This window comes from Rhizobacter sp. SG703 (assembly GCF_012275445.1).
Taxonomy (GTDB): domain Bacteria; phylum Pseudomonadota; class Gammaproteobacteria; order Burkholderiales; family Burkholderiaceae_C; genus Rhizobacter.
In genome coordinates this window covers 37794-56157 of record NZ_JAAZQK010000010.1, presented here as the reverse complement: position 1 = coordinate 56157, position 18364 = coordinate 37794, and the positions used below count along the sequence as shown (strand labels likewise).

Genomic DNA, 18364 nt, shown 5'->3' with positions numbered 1-18364 from the left:
GCCGGCTTCGTCCAATCTGCGGCCCGTTCCGTTCCAGCCCATGTCGACTTCACGCCTGATTCCGTTGTTCGCGATGGTTGCCCTGACCGCCTGCGGCGGAGGGGGCGGCAGCGACGGCCCGTCTTATCCGCCGGCCCCCAGCTTCCCCCCGGCGCCGGTCTCGATCCCGGCCGCGCCCGCGACCACATGCAGCGATGCCGGCAAGGCCGCCGCCGCCGCCAGCACGGCCACCAACACCGTCTGCATGCTCACCACGCATGGCGAGATCGTGCTGGAGCTGTATGCCGACAAGGCGCCGATCACCGTCGCGAACTTCCTGCAATACGCGGCGGCCAAGCGCTACGACAACACGCTGCTGCACCGCGTCGTCAAGGGCTTCGTCGTGCAGGGCGGTGGCTACGACGGCAACTGGAAGCACATCGCGACCTACGCCCCGATCGCGCTCGAGAGCGACAAGGGCCTGAGCAACGTGCGCGGCACGATCGCGATGGCCCGCACCAGCGACGTCAACACGACCACCGCCACCAGCGAGTTCTTCTTCAACGTCGCCGACAACCATGCCTGCCTGGACATCCACCCGACCGGTGCCAACTGCGACCAGAACGGCTACGCGGTGTTCGGCAAGGTCATCGCGGGGCTCGACACCCTCGACAAGATCACCGAGCTGAAGGTGGACTACTTCTCCGCCCCGACCGTGCCCACCGCGACCTTCTGGGTCCAGCAGCTCAAGTAGCGGCAGGCGCTCATTTGGCCGTCGGCATCACGAACTCCGCGCCGCGCGCGATGCTCGACGGCCAGCGCTGCATCACGCTCTTCTGCTTCGTGTAGAAGCGAACGCCCTCTTCGCCGTAGGCGTGCATGTCGCCGAACAAGCTCTTCTTCCAACCGCCGAAGCCGTGCCAGGCCATCGGCACCGGAATCGGCACGTTGATGCCGACCATGCCGACCTGCACGCGCCGCGCGAACTCGCGCGCGACGTTGCCGTCGCTGGTGAAGCAGGCGACACCGTTGCCGAACTCGTGCGCGTTGACGAGGTCGAGCGCCGCCGCGAAATCAGGCACCCGCACGACCGCCAGCACCGGGCCGAAGATCTCCTCGCGGTAGATGCGCATCTGCGGCGTCACGTGGTCGAACAGCGTGCCGCCGATCCAGAACCCGCCGTCGTGTCCCGGCACCCGCAGCCCGCGGCCGTCGACGACGAGCTTCGCGCCTTCCTGAACGCCGATGTCGATGTAGCCGCCGATGCGCTCGAGCGCCTGCGCGGTGACGATCGGGCCCATCTCGGCATCGGGCTCCATGCCGTTCTTCACCTTCAGCGTCTTCGCGCGCGCGGCCACCGCGTCGACCAGCCGGTCGGCGATGTCGCCCACCACCACCGCGACGCTGATCGCCATGCAGCGCTCGCCGGCCGAGCCGTAGCCGGCGCCGATCAGCGCATCGACCGCCTGGTCGAGGTCGGCATCGGGCATCACCACCATGTGGTTCTTCGCGCCGCCCAGCGCCTGCACCCGCTTGCCGTGGTGCGCGCCGGTCTCGTAGATGTACTGCGCGATCGGCGTCGAGCCGACGAAGCTGACGGCCTTCACGTCGGGATGCACCAGCAGCGCGTCGACCACCACCTTGTCGCCCTGCACGACGTTGAACACGCCGTCGGGCAGCCCGGCCTCTTTCAGCAGCTCGGCCATGAACAGCGACGCCGACGGGTCGCGCTCGCTCGGCTTCAGGATGAAGCTGTTGCCGGCGGCAATGGCCACCGGGAACATCCAGCAGGGCACCATGCACGGGAAGTTGAACGGCGTGATGCCGGCCACCACGCCCAGCGGCTGGCGCAATGTCCAGTTGTCGATGCCGGTCGACACCTGGTCGGTGAAGTCGCCCTTCAGCAGCTGCGGGATGCCACAGGCGAACTCGACGATGTCGATGCCGCGCGAGACCTCGCCCTGCGCGTCGGTGAACACCTTGCCGTGCTCGGCGGTGATCATCGCGGCCAGCGTGTCGCGGTGCCGGTTCATCAATTCCAGGAACTTGAACATCACGCGTGCGCGGCGGATCGGCGGCGTCTGCGCCCAGCCGTCGAACGCGGCCTGTGCCGACGCCACCGCGGCATTCACGTCCTCGACGCTGCCGAGCGCCACCTGGCGCGCGACCGCGCCGGTCGCCGGGTTGTAGACCGCCTGGCGGCGCCCGCTGCGGCTCGCGATCGGCGCGCCCTGGATGAAGTGGCCGACCTCGGCGGTGGCGGTGAACGGATCGTGGGCGCCCATGGCGTGGTCTCCTGAAACGGTGGGGATGCGAATCCAGTCTAGGAGTCGAGCCGCTGCTTGCCAATGTCATCACGGTGACTTCATTGTTCGATAATCTGAACAATGACGACCACCGATCAACGCATCGACCTGCTCTGGCCGCAGGTGCACACGCTGACGCTGCTGGGCCAGCTGGCCAGCTTCACGCAGGTGGCTCAGCGGCTCGGGCTGTCGAAGGCGGCGGTCAGCCAGCGCATCACCGAGCTGGAGCGCGCGGTCGGCCAGCCGCTGGTGCAGCGCACCACCCGTTCGGTGCGGCTGACCGATGCCGGGCGCCGGCTGGTCGAGCAGACCGGCGAGGCCTTCGAGCTGATCGCGCGCAGCGTCGTCGAGGCGCGCGACCAGGCGGCGCAGCCGCGCGGGCTGGTGCGCATCACCGCGCCGGTCGCGCTCGGGCGGCAGCATGTCGCGCCGCACCTCGAGGCCTTCGTGCGTGCGCACCCGGACATCCGCGTCGAGCTCGACCTGTCGGACCGCTTGGTCACGCTGGCGCACGAAGGCTTCGACCTGGCGGTGCGCCACACCAGCGCGCCGCCGGAGAACCATGTGGCCTGGAAGCTCTGCGCGTCGCGCGCGCTGCTGGTGGCGACCCGCGCGTATCTGAAGCGGCAGGGCACGCCGAAGACGCCGGCCGACCTGGCCGGCCACGCCTGCCTGACCTACCTGCGGCCGGGCCCGGCGGTGTGGCAGTTCGAGCGCAGCGCGCACGGGGATGAAGCCGAGCCGCAGCGGCTGAGCGTCGTCGCGCAGGGGCCGCTGCGGGCCGGCAACAGCGAGGTGCTGCGCGATGCGGCGCTGGCCGGCCTGGGCATCGCGCTGGTGCCGGATTTCAGCGCGGCAGCGGCGCTGCGCGCCGGCAGGCTGCGCGAGGTGCTGCCGCAGTGGCGCCCGGTCGGCTTCTTCGGCGATGCGGTCTACGCGATGCGGCCGTGGAGCGCGAGCACGCCGAAGGCGGTGCAGGCACTGGTCGCGCACCTGCGCGCGGCGCTGGCGGGCGGCTTCGGCGAGGTCTCGCTACAGTTGCCCTCTGCATCACCGGAGGGACACCATGCTGCGCGCTGACATCACCATCGAAGGATTCCACGAACGCCAGGCGGGTTTCGCGCCCGACCGTTTCGGCGTGCGGATCACCGCGCTCGCCGAAGGCCACCTCGATTCGCAGATGCAGGTGCAGCCGTGGATGCTGGCGCCGAACGGCTTCCTGCACGCGGCCAGCGTGATCATGCTGGCCGACACCAGCGCCGGCTACGCGACCATCGCCCACCTGCCCGAAGGCGGCAAGAACTTCACGACGATCGAGCTGAAGAGCAACTTCTTCAGCACCGCGAAGGACGGGCTCATCCGCTGCGAGGCGCGTGCCGACCATCTCGGCCGCTCGACCCAGGTCTGGTCCGCCACCGTCTTCAGCCCGCAGGGCAAGAAGATGGCGCTGTTCCGCTGCACGCAGATCATCCTCACGTAAGAGCGAGCGAAGCTGGCGACAGCGCAGCGGACGCCGCGGAACCGGCTTTGCCGGGCCGCTGGCGGCGCCCCCTTGAGGGGGAGGCGCGCCAGCGCCTCGGGGGTGGGACATCCACCCAAAAAAAAGCCCACCCTGTGAAGGGTGGGCTGGAAGTCCTCAAGAGAGAGGACGTCGTTGGGATCGTTGCGTCAGGTGACAGCCTGGGGCCACTATAGAGGGCACGAAATCGTTTGGGCCATCCCCAATACGGGGGAAACGTTTTCACGGCACTTGTGGCACGGGGTGCTCGGTCGACCTGCCGCCATGCGCCGCAAAGCCAGCATTGGCGCGGGTTGGCGCGGTTCCCGCACTTCAATGGCGGGTGCAGCGGTGCCCATCGCAAGTGACCGAAGTGACCGTAAAAGTTCGCATGCGTTTTCGTGCGTTCGCATCGCGAATGAAGCTGTGGCGTGGCGTTCACACCGCGCAGCGCGACAATCCGCCGATGCACCCGCCCTCCCATCGCCGTCCGCCCGCGCGCACGCACGCGCCTGTCGCTCCGTTGAGCGAATCCGAGATCGACGAACTGCAGGCCCGCCTCGATGCGGTGCCGGCGCCGCTCGATCCGCTGGACGCCAGCATGGTCGACGGCTTCCTGTGCGGCGTGCTGGTGCAGCCGGTGCGGGTGCCGGCGCAGCGCTGGCTGCCGCTGCTGACCGATGTCGACGGGCGCCCGCTGCCGGCCCACTTCGACGCCCGCCGGCTGCACGAGCTGGCGCAACGCCGCCATGCCGAGCTGAACGATGCGATCGCACGCCGCCAGTGGTTCGACCCGTGGGTGTTCGAGCTGGACGACGGGTCCGACGAAGACGACGCGAGCATCGAGGCGGTGCTGCCGTGGGTGGCCGGCTTCGCGACGGCGATGGAGGCCTTTCCGGAGCTGATGAACGGCGACGCGCAGGCGCTGACCGAGCCGCTCGCGCTGCTGTACCGCCACCTCGACCCCGACGATCTGGAAGACGCCGACGAGCTGCTCGAAGAGATCGAATCGCTGGAGCCGCCGGCCGACCTGAGCGAGGCGGTCGAAGGGCTGGTGCGCGCGACGCTGCTGCTGGCCGATGTCGGGCGGCCGCTGCCGCCGCAGCCGCAGGCGCCCCGGTCGTCGCACCGCCCGCGGCGTTAGCGCCGTCGGGTCAGGCCCGTTCGAACCAGCGCTTCGCGTGCAGCCCGAGCCCGGTCGCGACGCTCGCGAACCGGTCGCCGCGCACCGCGCGCGCCTGCGGGAACTCCGCGGCGATCTGCTGCGCCAGCAGCCGCAGCCCGGTCGAGCCGCCGGTGAAGTACAGCGCGTCGACCTGCTCCGGCCGCAGCCCGGCCTGCCGCACGGTCTCGCGCGCCGCGCCGACGATGCGCGCGATGTCGCCCTCGATCGCCTGCACCGCCTCGCGCTCGGTCAGCAACACCTCCAGCCGGCGCTCGACGTGCGACAGGTCGATGGTGGTGTCGCCGCCCTCGGCGACGCTGATCTTCGCGGCCTCGGCGCGCGACGCCAGCTCGTGGCCGAGCCGCTCGGTCACCACCGTCATCAGCCGCTGGTGGTGCAGCGGGTTGCCGTAGAAGCCGCGCATGCTGCGCAGCTCGGCGACCCGCTGCGGGCTGTAGACCGAGTTGATCAGGTGCCAGGTCGCGAGGTCGAAGTAGACGCCGGTCGGCACCTCGCGCGCCGGCGCGCCGGCCACGCTGGGCCCGAGCGCGCCGTAGCCGAACTCGCGCAGGATGCTGGCGAGCTCGACGCGGCGGTCGAAGTCGGTGCCGGCGATGTGAACGCCGTGGTTGGCGAGGATGTCGTCCTTGCGTTCCAGCCGCGGCGCGCGCTCGGGGCCGACGCGCACCAGCGAGAAGTCCGAGGTGCCGCCGCCGATGTCGGCCACCAGCACCAGTTGCTCGCGGTCGATGCCGCTCTCGAAGTCGAAGGCCGCGGCGATCGGCTCGTACTGGAAGTGCACCTCGTCGAAGCCGACCATCGCGGCGGCGGAGGCGAGCGTGGCCTGCGCCTGCGCGTCGCGCACCGGATCGTCGTCGACGAAGAACACCGGCCGTCCCAGCACCGCACGGTGGATCGGCGACTGCGCCTCGGTCTCGGCCAGCGTCTTCAGGTGCTTCAGGTAGCCGGCGATGATGTCCAGGTACTTGACGCCGCGCCCGCCGCCGACGTCGGTGGTCTGGTCGGCCAGGCTGCTGCCGAGGATGCTCTTCATCGAGCGCATCAGCCGGCCGTCGAGCCCGTCGACGTAGGCGGCCAGCGCCGCACGGCCGAACGCACGCGGCGGGCCGTTGGTCTCGGCGCCGTCGACGAAATAGAAGACGGCGGTGGGCATCGTGCGCTGGCCGGGCTCCAACTCGACCAGGCGCATCGCGCCGCCGGCGTCGGAGGGCGATCCATCGGGAATCGCGATGGCCGAGTTGGACGTGCCGAAATCGATGGCGCAATACATCATGGCGGCGGGGTCGCAACGGATGGGGGGCGCGGATTGTAGGGCACACTGCCGCGCGATGAACCCGACGAGCGCCCCGCCCTCCGACCTGTCCGCGCTGCTGGCCCGCATCGCGCTGCGCGAGCGCGCGGCCTTCGAGCCGCTGTACCGCGCCACCTGCGCGCACCTGCTGGGCGTCGCGTACCGCGTGCTGAACGACCGCGACCGCGCCGAAGACGTGCTGCAGGAGGCGTTCATCAACGTCTGGCACAACGCCGCCGGCTACCGGCCGGATGTGGCGGCGCCGATGACCTGGCTGATCAACATCGTGCGCAACAAGGCGATCGATGCATTGCGCTCCGGCAAGACCGAACGCGCCTCGACCATCGCGCTCGACGACGAGGCGATGGCGGTGGCCGGCGACCCGGCGCTGGAGCCGCAGCGGCTGCTGGACGACGGGCTGACGAAGGCCCGCATCGACGGCTGCATGGCGGCGCTGAACGCCTCGCAGCGGCAGGCGCTGGCGCTCGCGTACTACCGCGGCATGGTGCACACCGACATCGCGCTGGCGCTGAACGCGCCGGTCGGCACCGCGAAGGCCTGGGTGCGACGCGGACTCGACAAGCTGAAGGATTGCCTCGGCGCCGCGGGGGTGGGTGCATGAACTACCTGCAGCCCGAGCGCCTGGACCGGCTGGCGCGCGAGTACGTGCTGGGCACGCTGACCGGCGGCGCGCGGCGCCGCTTCGAGCGCGTGCTGGCGACCAGCCCTGCGGCCTCGCTCGCGGTCGGCGCGTGGCAGCAGCGCTTCTCGGTGCTCGCGGCCGCCGTGCCGCCGCTGCAGCCGCGCGAGGCCACGTGGCAGCAGCTCGAACGCCGGCTGTTCCCGGTGGCATCGCAAAGCGCGGTGAAGGCGGGCGGCTTCGGCGCATGGCTCGCCGGCCTGCTGTCGGCGCGTTCGCTCGGCGGGGCGCTGACCGGCGTGCTGCTGTGCCTCGCGGTGCTGCGGCTGCAGCCGGGGCTGATCGGCCTGCAGCCGCCGTCCGAGGCGTTGCCGCAAAGCTATGTCGGCCTGCTCAGCGATGCCGAAGGGCGCCCGGCGGTGCTCGCGAGTTCGCTGCGCCATGGCCGGCAACTCAGCGTGAAGCTGCTGCAGCCAGTCGCGGTGCCGGCCGGCCGCGTCGCGCAGCTGTGGGCGCTGCCGCGCGACGGCAGCGCACCGTTCCCGGTCGGCGTCGTGCCCGACCACGGCAGCGGCGTGGTGGCGCTCGCCGACAGCTCCGAGACGCTGTTCTTCAACGTGACACGCTTGGCGGTCAGCCTGGAGGCGGCGCCGGCACAGGCCGGTGCGGCCCCGTCGGCACCGTTCGTGCTGATCGGGCCGTGCGTGAAGCTCTGGTAGCAATTTCTTTCAATCGCGGATGCGTCCGCCGGCGCGTCCCGACCCGTAAGTGCCCGCAAGACATCGACGATGGTGTCTGCCAACCCACCGCTCAAAGGACCTGACGATCATGAACACGACATTCGCCCGCCTGCTGACCCTTTCGACCCTCGCGCTGGCCCTGGGCAGCGCCTTTGCCGCCGACAGCGCGCCGCCGGCTCCGACGCCGGCCGCCGCGGCCGCCGACAAGCTGGGCGCCGCGCGCGCGCAGATCGCTGCGAAGAACTGGAGCGGCGCGATCGACGAGCTGAAGAAGGTCAACGACACCGGCAGCGCCGACTGGAACAACCTGATGGGCTACAGCCTGCGCAAGGCGAAGACGCCCGACCTGGCCGGCTCGGAGAAGTTCTACAACGACGCGCTGCGCATCGACCCGAAGCACAAGGGCACGCTGGAGTATTCCGGCGAGCTGGCGCTGATGAAGGGCGACCTGCCGACTGCCGAGCAGCGCCTCGCGTCGCTGAACAAGGTGTGCGGCGCTGGTTGCGACGAGACGGTCGAGCTGAAGAAGGCGATCGAGCGCTACAAGGCGGCGGGCAACAAGTTCGTTGCCGGCAGCTGGTAAGGAGTCGACGGACGCTCCCGGATGGGAGCGGCCTCCTCAGGCCGCCACCATCCGCGTGGCGCTGCCGGCCGGCACCTCGCCGCAGAACCCGAAATCCAGCGCCGGCCGCACGCCGCTCATCAGCTCGGCGAGCGCGCGGCCCGAGCCGGCACCGTGCGTCCAGCCGAGCGTGCCGTGGCCGGCGTTGATCCACAGGTTGGCGAGCTTGCTGCGCCCGATGTACGGCACGTTGGTCGGCGTGCTCGGCCGCAGGCCGGTCCAGAAATTCGGCACGCTGGTGTCGGCCACGCCGGGGAACAGTTCTTCGTAGCGCTCGATCAGCGCCTGGCAGCGCACGCGCGAGGTCGCGCTGTCCAGGCCGGTGTCGTAGCCGGCCATCTCGGCGGTGCCGGCGATGCGGATCGTGTCACCGAGCCGGCTGATCGCGATCTTGCGGGCGTCGTCGATCATGCTGACCACGCTCGCGTCCTGCGGGCGCTTCAGCGCCAGCGTTGCCGAGTAGCCCTTGGCCGGGTAGATGTTCAGGTAAATGCCCAGCGGCCGCAGCAGCGGCGCGGTGAAGCTGCCCATCGCGGCGACGAAGCTGTCGGCGGTCAGCGTGCGGCGTTCGCCGGTCTGCAGCGAGCGCAGCTGCACCGATCGCACAGCACCGCCGGCCGCTTCGATGCCGGCGATGTCGTGCTCGTACAGGAAGGTCGCGCCGCGCTGCTGGCAGCGCAGCGCCAACTGCTGCGTGAAGACCCGCGCGTCGCCCGATTCATCGCTCGGCGTGAAGGTGCCGCCGGCGATGCCGTTCGCGAAACCCCGCAGCGCCGGCTCGACCTTCAGCACCTCGTCGCGCGACAGCACCCGGCGGTCGACGCCATGGTGGCGCATCAGCTCGGCGCCGGCCGCGCCTTCGTCGAATTCCTGCTGCGTCGAGAAGAAGTGCAGGATGCCGCGCTCCAGCCGGTCGTACTGGATGCCGGTCTGCGCGACCAGCGCCTTCAGCGATTCGTGGCTGTAGCGGCCCAGCGCCACCAGCTGCGCGACGTTGCGCTCGAAGGCCGCATCGTTGCACTGCAGCAGGAAACTCAGGCCCCAGCGCCATTGGTGCGGATCGAGCTTCGGGCGGAACAGCAGCGGCGCGTCGTCGCGCGCCAGCCACTTCAACACCTTCAGCGGCGCGCCGGCATTCGCCCACGGCTCGCAGAAGCTGACCGAGATCTGTGCGCCATTGGCGAAGCTGGTTTCCAGCGCTGCATCTCTCTGGCGGTCGACCACGGTGACCTCGTGGCCCTGCTCCAGCAGGTACCAGGCAGTGCTCACGCCGATGATCCCGGCACCCAACACGACGACTTTCATTGAAGCTCCTTCGGCCCTGTCAGAGCGGGCGCCACAACAGCTGGGCCGCCACGCAGAACATCACCACCGCGACGCTGGCGTCGATCGCCCGCCACACCGCCGGGCGCTGCAGCCAGCGCGAGGCCGCTGCGGCACCATAGCCCAGCGTCACGAACCACATCAGCGACGCAAGACCCGCGCCGACCGCGAAGGCGAAGCGGCCGTCGCCCGGCTGCTGCGCACCGACCGTGCCGAGCAGCAGCACGGTGTCGAGGTAGACATGCGGGTTCAGGTAGGTCATCGCCAGCACGCTGGCCACCGTGGCGCCCAGGCTGCCGGCGCCGGCCCGGGCCTGCAGCCCGGTTTCGGCGCCGCGCCAGGCCTGGCGCGCCGCGCGCAGGCCGTACAGGCACAGAAACGCCGCGCCACCGTAGCGCAGCACCTGCAGCAGCACCGGCATCGATTGCACCGCGGCGCCGAGCCCGAACACGCCGAGCAGGATCAGCAGCCAGTCGGACGCGGTGCACAGCGCGACCACCGGCCCGACATGGGCCCGCGCCAGCCCCTGGCGCAACACCAGCGCGTTCTGCGCACCGATCGCGACGATCAGCCCGGCGGTCATCAGCCAGCCTTGGGCGAATGCGGCGGAGAGATCGGTGGGCATGGGCATCGGTGCGGATTCTGGTGGGCAACAGCGGGCCGTCGGATTGTCGGCAAGCCCGATGAATCCATGAAGGAGGATTCATATTTCTCGGCTTGCATTAGCATGGCTTATGAAAGACCTGGACCCCGCCGCGCTCGATGCGCTGGCTGCGCTGGCCGACGCCGCCAGCTTCGAACGGGCGGCGCAGCGCCTGGCGATCACGCAATCGGCCGTCTCGCAGCGGTTGCGCACGCTGGAGCTGCAGGTCGGCCAGCCGCTGGTGGTGCGCTCGCGCCCGCTGCGGCTGACCGAGCCTGGCAAGCTGCTGCTGCGCTTCGCCCGGCAACTGCAGGCGATGCGGGCCGACCTGGCGCAGGAACTGGGCGAGGCGCCGGCGTTCGACCAGCGCCTGCCGATCGCGGTGAATGCCGACAGCCTCGCGACCTGGGTGCTGCCGGCGCTCGATGCACTGGTGCACGAAGGCCTGTCGCTGGAGCTGGTGGTCGACGACCAGGACTTCACGCACGACTGGCTGCGCCAGGGCGCGGTGCTCGGCTGCGTGACCAGCGTCAGCGAGGCGCTGCGCGGCTGCCGCGTCGTGCCGCTGGGCGCGATGCACTACACCGCGGTCGCGAGCCCCGGCTTCATCGCCGAGGCCTTGCCGCAGGGGCTGACGCGAGCGAACTTCGCGCAGGTGCCGTTCCTGATCTTCAACCGCAAGGACGACATGCAGCAGCAATGGGTGTCGAAGGCCTTCGGCGTGCGCCAGCCGCGGCTCAGCGAGCGCTACGTGCCGTCGTCCGAGGCCTATGTGCGGGCGGCGGCGATGGGCTGGGGCATCGGCGTCGTGCCGGAACTGCAGGCGCGGCCGCTGCTCGACAGCGGTGCACTCGTCGCACTGCGGCCGGACGACCGGCTGGCGGTGCGACTGTTCTGGCACCAATGGAAGCTCGGCCCGGACGGCGCGGCGCCGTCGGCGCGCGTCGGGCTGCTCGACCGGGTCGGCGACGCGCTGCTGGCCGGCGCGTGCGCGGTGCTGGATGTGACTTGAACCACGGCGGCGCGAACTGCACCGTTCGCGTGCTTCATTTCGAGCTTCAGCAACAGCAGGTGGCATCCGACACTGAATGTCACAAGCACTCGTGGAGCCGCATCATGAACCTGGCATCCGGATGGTCCTGGCTGGCATCGCTGGCCCCGCGACGCGCGCCGCGCCAGGTGGAACCCGAGGCAGCCGACTACGGCACCGCGTTCGGGCTCGACATGAGCCTGTCGCCGCCGCGCGACAGCGAGCTCGACGCGTTCTCGCCGGGCGCGACCGCACCGGCACCGCTGCAGTGGATGAGCCGCATCACGTCGCGCAGCCGGTGAGCCGCTTGATGGGTTGAACTGCGGCCGGCTGCTGCTTGCGGATTTCATGCAAGTGCACGGAACCGCGTGGTCGAGGTAGTCAAGAAGGTATACGACTTTGGAAAGAAGGCGTTCGGCTCGAAATACTTCAAGACGGCACGGTCGAACGCACGGCTTCTGTCTCCAAAAAATGTGCTGGACCCTTTCAAGCGCCTGCCGGGCCGGGAGGAGGAATGCGCGATTGCCATGGCACTGCGGATATCAAATCCCTGTCTTTCTGAAAATGCTCAGTGCCTTCGGCATCAAGACGGGACGCCCCGATTCCACGATCCCGAGCGCAGCCTCCGCTCAAACGGCGATCACCCGCAGCGCGTCGTAGCCCGCGCTCTCGCCGCGCTTCGTGTGGCCGCGCGCGTTGCAGACGACGCGCGTCGTGCCGCCGGCATGCGCCACGGTGTAGTCGTGCCGGCAGTGCACATGCCCGTGGATCCACAGGTCGGCGCCGGGCAGCAGGTCGTCGTCGGCGTTGCAGAAGCTCGCGGTGCCGGCCTGGCTGCCGTAGCGCGGGTCGGCACTGCGCAGGCTCGGGCCGAAGTGCGTGATGACCACCGTCGCGTCGGCATCGTCCGGCGCGGCCAGCGTGTCGGCCAGCCAGGCGCGGCAGGCCAGCGCTTCGTCGCGCACCTGCGGCGCGGCGAACACCTCGCCGTTCAGCGTCGAGCGCTGCACCTTCATGAAGTACGAGCCGGCGCGCATCGACTTGTCGCGCTGCGCTTCGCCGAACAGGTCGAAATCGCACCAGCGCACCGTGCCGGCGAAGCGGATACGCCGGCCGTCGGCGCCGCTGCGCACGCAGGTCTCGCGCTCCAGCATCGTGATGCCGAGCGATTCGCAGCGCGCGCGCAGCGCCGGCCAGGCATCGTTCAGCTCGCGGCCGTCGAATTCGTGGTTGCCGGCGACGAAAATGATCGGCACCGGCCAGCCGCGAAAGGCGTCGAATGCCTTCCAGGTGCTGTCGATGTCGCCCGCCAGCACCAGCAGTTCGGCGTCGGGTGCGGGCTCGGGGGCAAAGCTCTCGGTCTCCTGGTGGAGGTCGGACAGCAGCTGGAGCTTCACCGGTTCAAGTGGCTCCGTGACATTGCTTGAACTTCTTGCCGCTGCCGCACGGGCAGGGGTCGTTGCGGCCGACCTTCGGCGTCTCGCGCTTCACGGTGTCGACCTTGTAGCGCGCGTCGCGCGTCAGGTCGGACAGCTCGGCGACGGTCGTGACCATCTCCTCGATCGCGTCGTCCAGCGTCGACAGCGGGTACTCGCGGTCGAGCGTCGCGACGACCTCGCGTTCCTCGTCGGTCTCGGCCGGCAGGTGGCGGTACAGCCGCGCGAGCGAGGTCATCACCTCGTCCTGCGGCAGCTCCATCAGGTCGGGAAAGCAGATCGCCGCATGCTGGAAGCCGGCGACCCACGGCATCAGCGGCTGCGACACCTCGGCCAGCCCTTCCATCGGATCGACCTCGCCTTCGGCCAGCGGGGCCGGCGGGTGCTCGTCGTCGAACTCCAGCACCAGCGGGTTGAACCAGCCGTCCTCGACGATCGCGCGGTTCAGCGCGGCATAGCGGCGCAGCACCAGCGCGCGGGTGCGCTCCAGCCAGGCGGCGTCGACGTCGTCGGGCAGCGGCTGGCCGTCGAAATCGAACACATGAGGCAGCCAGGTGGCCGGCTCCAGCAGCACCGGCTGAACCAGCACGCCGCACAGGAAGCCGTCGAGCATCACCGCGTCGACCGGCTGCAGTGGTTCGGGCGTGGCCGCCAGCAGGTCATCGAGTTCGGCGAACTCGGCATCGGTCAGGTCATGGGCGGGCGGCAGCGAAGCAGGCAGGGCGGTGGGAGCGGGCATGGCGGGTCTCTTGAACAAACGATCGAACGCGGATTGTCATCCGGATCGACGGGCGATCACGGTTTGCCGGCGGAGAAAGACCCGATCAACCGATAGCGCCCGCCCGGATGCACCAGCCGCGCGACCGATGCGACGACGCCCTGCGACAGCGTGCGCCGCGACACCTGAAGCAGCGCGCTGCCGGGCGGCACGTCGAGCAGCCGCGCCTGCTCGTCGGTCGCGAGCACCGCCTCGACCACCTGCTCGGCCTCGGTCAGCGGCGCGTGCTCGAACAGCACGTGCGACGGCGTGACCTGCGTGAAGTCCTGCGCCAGCAGGTCGGGCGCGAGCGCCGGGTTCACATGCCGGTCTTCGTACTGGATCGGCACGCCGTTCTCCAGGTGCACCAGCCGGCAGCGGATTACCGCCGCGCCCTTGCGCAGGCGCATCGCGGTCGCGATCCCGGCGCTCGCCTTCACCCGCTCGACACCGCACACCCGCGTCGTGTGGCGGTGGCCGCGCTCGACGATCTCGTCGTGGATGTCGCGCACCTGCAGCAGGTTGGAGATCGGGTGCAGCTCGGCCACGTACGAGCCCGAGCCCTGGCGGCGCTCGATCAGCCCTTCGTCCTCGAGCTCGCGCAGCGCGCGGTGCACCGTCATGCGGGCGCAGCCGAACTCCTGCACCAGTTCGCGCTCCGACGGCAGCTTGACGCCCGGCTGCCAGCCGCCCTCGTCGATGCGGTGTCGGATCGAATGCTTGACTGCTTCGTAGGGCAGCGTCTTGTCGCCGGATTTCATGGGCCGATCTTACCCCTGTGCTAAAGTTGTCTAGACCACTTTGCGGCGCTCGCCGCGGCCTGCGAGGACCCCCATGACGACGCCTGCGCACCTGATCACCCCCGGCCAGCTCGACAAGGCGATGCTGCTCGATGCGGCCGCCGGCGGGGCCCGCTTCACGATCGCGCCGTCGGCCCGGGCCGGCATCGATGCCAGCGTGCAGGCGGTCGCCACGCTGATGGCGCGCCACGAACCGGTCTACGGCATCAACACCGGCTTCGGCAAACTGGCGCAGACGCGCATCCCCGACGACCAGCTGGCCCAGCTGCAGAAGAACCTGGTGCTGTCGCACAGCGCCGGCATCGGCCAGCCGATGCCGGCGCCGGTGGTGCGGCTGATGCTGCTGCTGAAGGCGGCCAGCCTCGCGCATGGCGTGTCGGGCGTGCGGCCGCAGGTGATCGATGCGCTGCTCGCGCTGCTGGCCGCCGACGTGCTGCCGGTGGTGCCGGAGAAGGGCTCGGTCGGTGCGTCGGGCGACCTGGCGCCGCTCGCGCACCTGAGCGGCGTGCTGATCGGGGTCGGCGAGGCCTTCGTCGACGGCCAGCGTGTCGGCGCCGTGCAGGCGCTCGCGCACGCCGGGCTGCAGCCGCTGGTGCTCGGCCCGAAGGAAGGCCTCGCGCTGTTGAACGGCACGCAGGCGTCGACCGCGCTCGCGCTGGTCGCGGTGCAGCGGCTCGAGCGCATCTTCGACGCGGCGATCGGCATCGGCGCGATGACGGTCGACGCGGCCAAGGGCGCGGACACGCCGTTCGACGACCGCATCCACCAGGTGCGCGGCCAGCCGGGCCAGCGCAAGGTGGCGGCGAGTTTCCGCAGCTGGCTGGCCGGCAGTGCGCTGCGCCAGTCGCACCTCGATTGCGACAAGGTGCAGGACCCGTACTGCCTGCGCTGCCAGCCGCAGGTGATGGGCGCCTGCCTCGACCAGATGCAGCATGCGTGGAACGTGCTGCTGACCGAGGCGAACGGTGTCTCCGACAACCCGCTGGTGTTCGCCGACACGCTGGAGGCGCTGTCCGGCGGCAACTTCCACGCCGAGCCGGTGGCCTTCGCGGCCGACAACCTGGCACTCGCGATCGCCGAGATCGGCGCGTTGTCGGAGCGGCGCACCGCGATGCTGATGGACCCGGGCATCTCCGGGTTGCCAGCCTTCCTGGTCGAGAACGGCGGGCTCAACTCCGGCTTCATGATCGCGCAGGTCACGGCGGCGGCGCTCGCGTCCGAGAACAAGTCGCTGGCGCACCCGGCCAGCGTCGATTCGCTGCCGACCTCGGCCAACCAGGAAGACCATGTGTCGATGGCGACCTACGCCGCGCGGCGCCTGCACCAGATGCTGGACAACACGGCCGGCATCGTCGCGATCGAATGGCTGGCCTCGGCCCAGGCGCTCGATTTCCACCGGCCGCTGCGCTCGTCGCCGGCGCTGGAGTCGCTGCATGCCCGGCTGCGCGAGCGGGTGCCGTTCCTGAAGGAAGACCGGTTGATGGCGCCGGACATCGAGGCGGCCACGCAGATGATCGAGCACGCCGGGCTCAGTGTTCCATCCCAACCGTCTTGATGCTCTCGGCCCGGATGTCCTCGGTCAGTTGCGCCTTCAGTTCCGAGAACCTCGGCGTCGTCTTCACGGTGTAATGCCGCGGGTACGGCAGATCGATCGCGAGGTCGGTCTTGATGCGGCCCGGCCGGGCACTGAACACCGCGCAGCGGTTGCCCATGAAGATCGCCTCGTCGATGTCGTGCGTGACGAACAGCACCGTCTTGCGGTGCTGCTCCCAGATCGACAGCAGCAGCTCCTGCATCAGCGCGCGGGTCTGGTGGTCGAGCGCGCCGAAGGGTTCGTCGAGCAGCAGGATCTTCGGGTCGTTGGCCAGCGCCCGCGCCAGCGCGACGCGCTGCTGCATGCCGCCCGACAGCTGCTTCGGAAAGTGCGACTCGAAGCCGGCGAGCCCGACCTCGGCGATGAAGCGCTGCGCGATCTCGCGCTGCTGCGCGTCGGGCAGGCCCTTCTCGCGCAGCCCGAAGCAGATGTTCTGCCGCACCGTCAGCCACGGGAACAGCGTGTAGCTCTGGAACACCATGCCGCGGTCGGCGCCCGGGCCGCGCACCGGCGCGCCGTCGAGCAGCACCTGGCCGGTGCTCGGCTCGTCGAGACCGGCGACGATGCGCAGCAGCGTCGACTTGCCGCAGCCCGACGGCCCCAGCACCGTGATGAAGTCGTTGTCGGCGACCTCCAGGTCGGTCGGCTGCAGCGCGAGCGTCGGGGGGGCACCGTGCAGGCCGGCGAAGCTGCGGCCCACGCCGCGGATCGACAGCCGGCTCACAGCGAGGCCCAGCGGAACAGCCGGCGGTTCAGGCGCTTGAACCCGAGGTCGGACACCAGGCCGATCACGCCGATGGTGAGGATGCCGAAGATGATCTGGTCGGTGGCCAGCAGCGCCTGGCTGTCGGTGATCATGTGGCCGATGCCGCTCGATGCGCCGATCAGCTCGGCGACGATCACGTAGGTCCAGGCCCAGCCGAGCACCAGCCGCAGCGTCTCGGCCACCTGCGGCGCGGCGGCCGGGATCAGCACGCGGCGCACGATGCCCCAGTCGCGCGCGCCCAGCGTGTAGGCCGCCTCCACCAGGTCGCGCCGCGTGTTGCCGACGCTGACCGCGATCATCAGCACAAGTTGGAAGAACGAGCCGAGGAAGATCACCGAGAGCTTCTGCGCCTCGCCGATGCCGGCCCACAAGATGAGCAGCGGGATGAAGGCTGACGCCGGCAGGTAACGCGCGAACGACACGAAGGGCTCGAAGAACGCCTCGACTGCCTTGTACGCGCCCATCGCGGTGCCCAGCGGCAACGCGAGCAGCGCGGCCGCGATGAAGCCGCCGATCACGCGCCACATCGTCATGCCGACGTCGTGCGCGAAGCCCTGCTGCGTCAGCAGCTCCCAGCCCGAGCGCACCATCGTCAGCGGGTCCGCCAGGAAGGTTTTCGAGACGAAGCCGCCGAGCGTCGCGAACGCCCAGCCGGCGAAGAACAGCACGAAGAACGCGACCCCGAGCGCGATGCGCCGCCCGGGTTCGACTGGCTGCAATGGCTTCACTGGATGAAGCGGGTGTCCGACAGCGCCTTCAGGTCGGGGATCTGCTTGATGCTGCCGATCTCCAGCAGCAGTTCGGCCGCCTCCTTGCTGAACGGCTGCAGCACGCTGGTGAAGAAGCGCTGGTTGGCCGCGCGGTCCTGCCAGCGCAGGTAGGCCTGCGATTTCTCGAAGGCCTCGCCGCTCTGCTTGACGTCGGCGCCCATGATCTCGAACGACTTCTTCGGCTCGTTGCGGATCATCTCCAGCGCATCGAAGTAGCTGTCGGCCAGCGCCTTCGCGGCCTTCGGGTTCTCCTGCAGGAACTTCGGCGTGCAGCCGAAGGTGTCCATCACCATCGGGTAGTCCAGCGTGGTCGCGATGATCTTGCCGGCCTCGGGCTTCGCGCGCACCGTCGACAGGTAGGGCTCGTAGGTCATCGCGGCATCCAGGTCGCCGGCGTTCGCGACGAAGGCATTCGCGGCGGCCTGCGGCTCGAGCGTGACGACCTTGACGTCCTTCACCGACAGGCCGTTCTTCTTCAGCATCCACGCGAGGCCGAAGTACGGCGCGGTGCCGGGGGCCGAGGCGGCGACCGTCTTGCCCTTCAGGTCGGCGATCTTCGCGATGTGGTTGCGCACCACCATGCCGTCGGCGCCGAAGCTCTTGTCGAGCTGGAAGATCTGCGTCGCGGCGACACCGTTGGCATTCCACACCACCCAGGTCTCGACCGTCGTGGCCGCGCACTGCACGTCGCCGGAGGCGATCGCGAGGTGGCGGTCTTTCTGCGGGATCTTCTTGATCGACACGTCGAGGCCGTGCTTCTTGTAGATGCCGGCCTCCTTCGCGAGCGTCAGCGGCGCAAAGCCGGTCCAGCCGGAGATCGCGATCGCGACCGGCGTCTCCTGCGCCATCGCGGCCGACGCCGACAACATCATCGATGCGACCATCAGGCCGGCCAGGGCATGCACTCGATTCATCAGGACTCCTGCGGGAAGGGGAAAGCCGACGGGCCTGATGCAAGCCCTGTGCCGGGCAGTCTACACTCG

General features: G+C 69.9%; 20 protein-coding genes. 10 read left to right on the top strand and 10 right to left on the bottom strand.

Features of this window, described 5'->3' with window-relative positions:
* The first annotated feature begins 40 nt into the window (after positions 1-40).
* On the top strand, positions 41-733 hold the full coding sequence (locus FHT26_RS21070; protein ID WP_246868028.1) for a peptidylprolyl isomerase: 693 nt from the start codon (positions 41-43) through the stop codon (positions 731-733).
* Between the two features lie 10 nt (positions 734-743).
* Here the strand turns inward: FHT26_RS21070 and FHT26_RS21065 are convergent, their stop codons facing one another.
* A complete protein-coding gene (locus tag FHT26_RS21065; protein ID WP_168562066.1) occupies positions 744-2264 on the bottom strand; it encodes a CoA-acylating methylmalonate-semialdehyde dehydrogenase in 1521 nt (506 codons plus the stop codon).
* 102 nt (positions 2265-2366) lie between these two features.
* Between FHT26_RS21065 and FHT26_RS21060 the strand changes: the two genes are divergently transcribed.
* From FHT26_RS21060 to FHT26_RS21050, 3 genes are all read left to right on the top strand, one after another.
* The gene (locus FHT26_RS21060; protein ID WP_168562065.1) at positions 2367-3365 is read left to right on the top strand and encodes a LysR family transcriptional regulator; all 999 of its coding nucleotides are present in this window, start codon (positions 2367-2369) and stop codon (positions 3363-3365) included.
* Positions 3352-3765: a PaaI family thioesterase gene (locus FHT26_RS21055; RefSeq protein ID WP_168562064.1), complete on the top strand. Its 414-nt coding sequence runs from the start codon at positions 3352-3354 to the stop codon at positions 3763-3765. The genes FHT26_RS21060 and FHT26_RS21055 overlap by 14 nt, the downstream gene beginning before the upstream one ends.
* 541 nt (positions 3766-4306) lie before the next feature.
* Positions 4307-4927 (top strand): YecA/YgfB family protein, encoded by a 621-nt coding sequence (locus tag FHT26_RS21050; protein ID WP_246868027.1) that lies wholly within the window; start codon positions 4307-4309, stop codon positions 4925-4927.
* Between the two features lie 10 nt (positions 4928-4937).
* Here the strand turns inward: FHT26_RS21050 and FHT26_RS21045 are convergent, their stop codons facing one another.
* The gene (locus FHT26_RS21045) at positions 4938-6242 is read right to left on the bottom strand and encodes an Hsp70 family protein (RefSeq protein WP_168562062.1); all 1305 of its coding nucleotides are present in this window, start codon (positions 6240-6242) and stop codon (positions 4938-4940) included.
* Between the two features lie 55 nt (positions 6243-6297).
* On the opposite strand from FHT26_RS21045, the gene FHT26_RS21040 reads away from it, so the two are divergent.
* The 3 genes from FHT26_RS21040 (at position 6298) to FHT26_RS21030 (ending at position 8223) form a co-directional block, all read left to right on the top strand.
* Positions 6298-6882 (top strand): RNA polymerase sigma factor, encoded by a 585-nt coding sequence (locus FHT26_RS21040; protein WP_168562061.1) that lies wholly within the window; start codon positions 6298-6300, stop codon positions 6880-6882.
* Positions 6879-7619: an anti-sigma factor gene (locus tag FHT26_RS21035; protein ID WP_168562060.1), complete on the top strand. Its 741-nt coding sequence runs from the start codon at positions 6879-6881 to the stop codon at positions 7617-7619. The genes FHT26_RS21040 and FHT26_RS21035 overlap by 4 nt, the downstream gene beginning before the upstream one ends.
* A gap of 109 nt (positions 7620-7728) precedes the next feature.
* Positions 7729-8223: a tetratricopeptide repeat protein gene (locus tag FHT26_RS21030; protein WP_168562059.1), complete on the top strand. Its 495-nt coding sequence runs from the start codon at positions 7729-7731 to the stop codon at positions 8221-8223.
* A gap of 36 nt (positions 8224-8259) precedes the next feature.
* Here FHT26_RS21030 and FHT26_RS21025 read toward each other — a convergent pair whose 3' ends face one another.
* Together FHT26_RS21025 and FHT26_RS21020 are read right to left on the bottom strand one after the other, a co-directional pair.
* Entirely contained in the window at positions 8260-9567 is a 1308-nt protein-coding gene (locus tag FHT26_RS21025) for a D-amino acid dehydrogenase (protein ID WP_168562058.1), read from the bottom strand.
* 19 nt (positions 9568-9586) lie between these two features.
* On the bottom strand, positions 9587-10216 hold the full coding sequence (locus FHT26_RS21020) for a LysE/ArgO family amino acid transporter (RefSeq protein ID WP_210427521.1): 630 nt from the start codon (positions 10214-10216) through the stop codon (positions 9587-9589).
* A 103-nt stretch (positions 10217-10319) separates the two neighbouring features.
* On the opposite strand from FHT26_RS21020, the gene FHT26_RS21015 reads away from it, so the two are divergent.
* Positions 10320-11240, top strand: a complete 921-nt coding sequence (locus FHT26_RS21015; protein ID WP_168562057.1) for a LysR family transcriptional regulator ArgP — start codon at positions 10320-10322, stop codon at positions 11238-11240.
* 104 nt (positions 11241-11344) lie between these two features.
* On the top strand, positions 11345-11560 hold the full coding sequence (locus FHT26_RS21010) for a hypothetical protein (RefSeq protein ID WP_168562056.1): 216 nt from the start codon (positions 11345-11347) through the stop codon (positions 11558-11560).
* Between the two features lie 327 nt (positions 11561-11887).
* On the opposite strand, the gene FHT26_RS21005 is transcribed toward FHT26_RS21010, so the two are convergent.
* The 3 genes from FHT26_RS21005 to hutC are packed head-to-tail and all read right to left on the bottom strand — an operon-like array spanning position 11888 to position 14212.
* Complete coding sequence (locus FHT26_RS21005; RefSeq protein ID WP_168562055.1) at positions 11888-12655, bottom strand: metallophosphoesterase; 768 nt, start codon at positions 12653-12655, stop codon at positions 11888-11890.
* 4 nt (positions 12656-12659) lie between these two features.
* Positions 12660-13433 carry a YecA/YgfB family protein gene (locus FHT26_RS21000; protein WP_168562054.1) on the bottom strand — a complete coding sequence of 258 codons (774 nt, stop codon included), beginning with the start codon at positions 13431-13433 and terminating at the stop codon, positions 12660-12662.
* A 56-nt stretch (positions 13434-13489) separates the two neighbouring features.
* Positions 13490-14212, bottom strand: coding sequence for a histidine utilization transcriptional repressor HutC (hutC, locus tag FHT26_RS20995; RefSeq protein WP_168562053.1), 723 nt, complete (start codon positions 14210-14212; stop codon positions 13490-13492).
* A 73-nt stretch (positions 14213-14285) separates the two neighbouring features.
* Here hutC and hutH point away from each other — a divergent pair, with 73 nt between their 5' ends.
* On the top strand, positions 14286-15806 hold the full coding sequence (gene hutH, locus FHT26_RS20990) for a histidine ammonia-lyase (RefSeq protein WP_168562052.1): 1521 nt from the start codon (positions 14286-14288) through the stop codon (positions 15804-15806).
* Here hutH and FHT26_RS20985 read toward each other — a convergent pair.
* Genes FHT26_RS20985 through FHT26_RS20975 form a run of 3 tightly spaced genes read right to left on the bottom strand, consistent with a single transcriptional unit; the run spans position 15781 to position 18295 of the window.
* Entirely contained in the window at positions 15781-16569 is a 789-nt protein-coding gene (locus tag FHT26_RS20985; RefSeq protein WP_168562051.1) for an ATP-binding cassette domain-containing protein, read from the bottom strand. The two genes, hutH and FHT26_RS20985, sit on opposite strands and share 26 nt — an antisense overlap.
* Positions 16566-17339: an ABC transporter permease subunit gene (locus FHT26_RS20980; protein WP_168562050.1), complete on the bottom strand. Its 774-nt coding sequence runs from the start codon at positions 17337-17339 to the stop codon at positions 16566-16568. Before FHT26_RS20980 ends, FHT26_RS20985 begins: the two co-directional genes overlap by 4 nt.
* Complete coding sequence (locus tag FHT26_RS20975; RefSeq protein WP_168562049.1) at positions 17336-18295, bottom strand: ABC transporter substrate-binding protein; 960 nt, start codon at positions 18293-18295, stop codon at positions 17336-17338. Before FHT26_RS20975 ends, FHT26_RS20980 begins: the two co-directional genes overlap by 4 nt.
* Positions 18296-18364: the final 69 nt, after the last annotated feature.

Coding starts and splice junctions, on each gene's coding strand:
- FHT26_RS21070 (WP_246868028.1), top strand. CDS start 41: ATGTCGACTTCACGCCTGATTCCGTTGTTCGCGATGGTTGCCCTGACC.
- FHT26_RS21065 (WP_168562066.1), bottom strand. CDS start 2,264: ATGGGCGCCCACGATCCGTTCACCGCCACCGCCGAGGTCGGCCACTTC.
- FHT26_RS21060 (WP_168562065.1), top strand. CDS start 2,367: ATGACGACCACCGATCAACGCATCGACCTGCTCTGGCCGCAGGTGCAC.
- FHT26_RS21055 (WP_168562064.1), top strand. CDS start 3,352: ATGCTGCGCGCTGACATCACCATCGAAGGATTCCACGAACGCCAGGCG.
- FHT26_RS21045 (WP_168562062.1), bottom strand. CDS start 6,242: ATGATGTATTGCGCCATCGATTTCGGCACGTCCAACTCGGCCATCGCG.
- FHT26_RS21040 (WP_168562061.1), top strand. CDS start 6,298: ATGAACCCGACGAGCGCCCCGCCCTCCGACCTGTCCGCGCTGCTGGCC.
- FHT26_RS21035 (WP_168562060.1), top strand. CDS start 6,879: ATGAACTACCTGCAGCCCGAGCGCCTGGACCGGCTGGCGCGCGAGTAC.
- FHT26_RS21030 (WP_168562059.1), top strand. CDS start 7,729: ATGAACACGACATTCGCCCGCCTGCTGACCCTTTCGACCCTCGCGCTG.
- FHT26_RS21025 (WP_168562058.1), bottom strand. CDS start 9,567: ATGAAAGTCGTCGTGTTGGGTGCCGGGATCATCGGCGTGAGCACTGCC.
- FHT26_RS21020 (WP_210427521.1), bottom strand. CDS start 10,216: ATGCCCATGCCCACCGATCTCTCCGCCGCATTCGCCCAAGGCTGGCTG.
- FHT26_RS21015 (WP_168562057.1), top strand. CDS start 10,320: ATGAAAGACCTGGACCCCGCCGCGCTCGATGCGCTGGCTGCGCTGGCC.
- FHT26_RS21010 (WP_168562056.1), top strand. CDS start 11,345: ATGAACCTGGCATCCGGATGGTCCTGGCTGGCATCGCTGGCCCCGCGA.
- FHT26_RS21000 (WP_168562054.1), bottom strand. CDS start 13,433: ATGCCCGCTCCCACCGCCCTGCCTGCTTCGCTGCCGCCCGCCCATGAC.
- hutC (WP_168562053.1), bottom strand. CDS start 14,212: ATGAAATCCGGCGACAAGACGCTGCCCTACGAAGCAGTCAAGCATTCG.
- hutH (WP_168562052.1), top strand. CDS start 14,286: ATGACGACGCCTGCGCACCTGATCACCCCCGGCCAGCTCGACAAGGCG.
- FHT26_RS20975 (WP_168562049.1), bottom strand. CDS start 18,295: ATGAATCGAGTGCATGCCCTGGCCGGCCTGATGGTCGCATCGATGATG.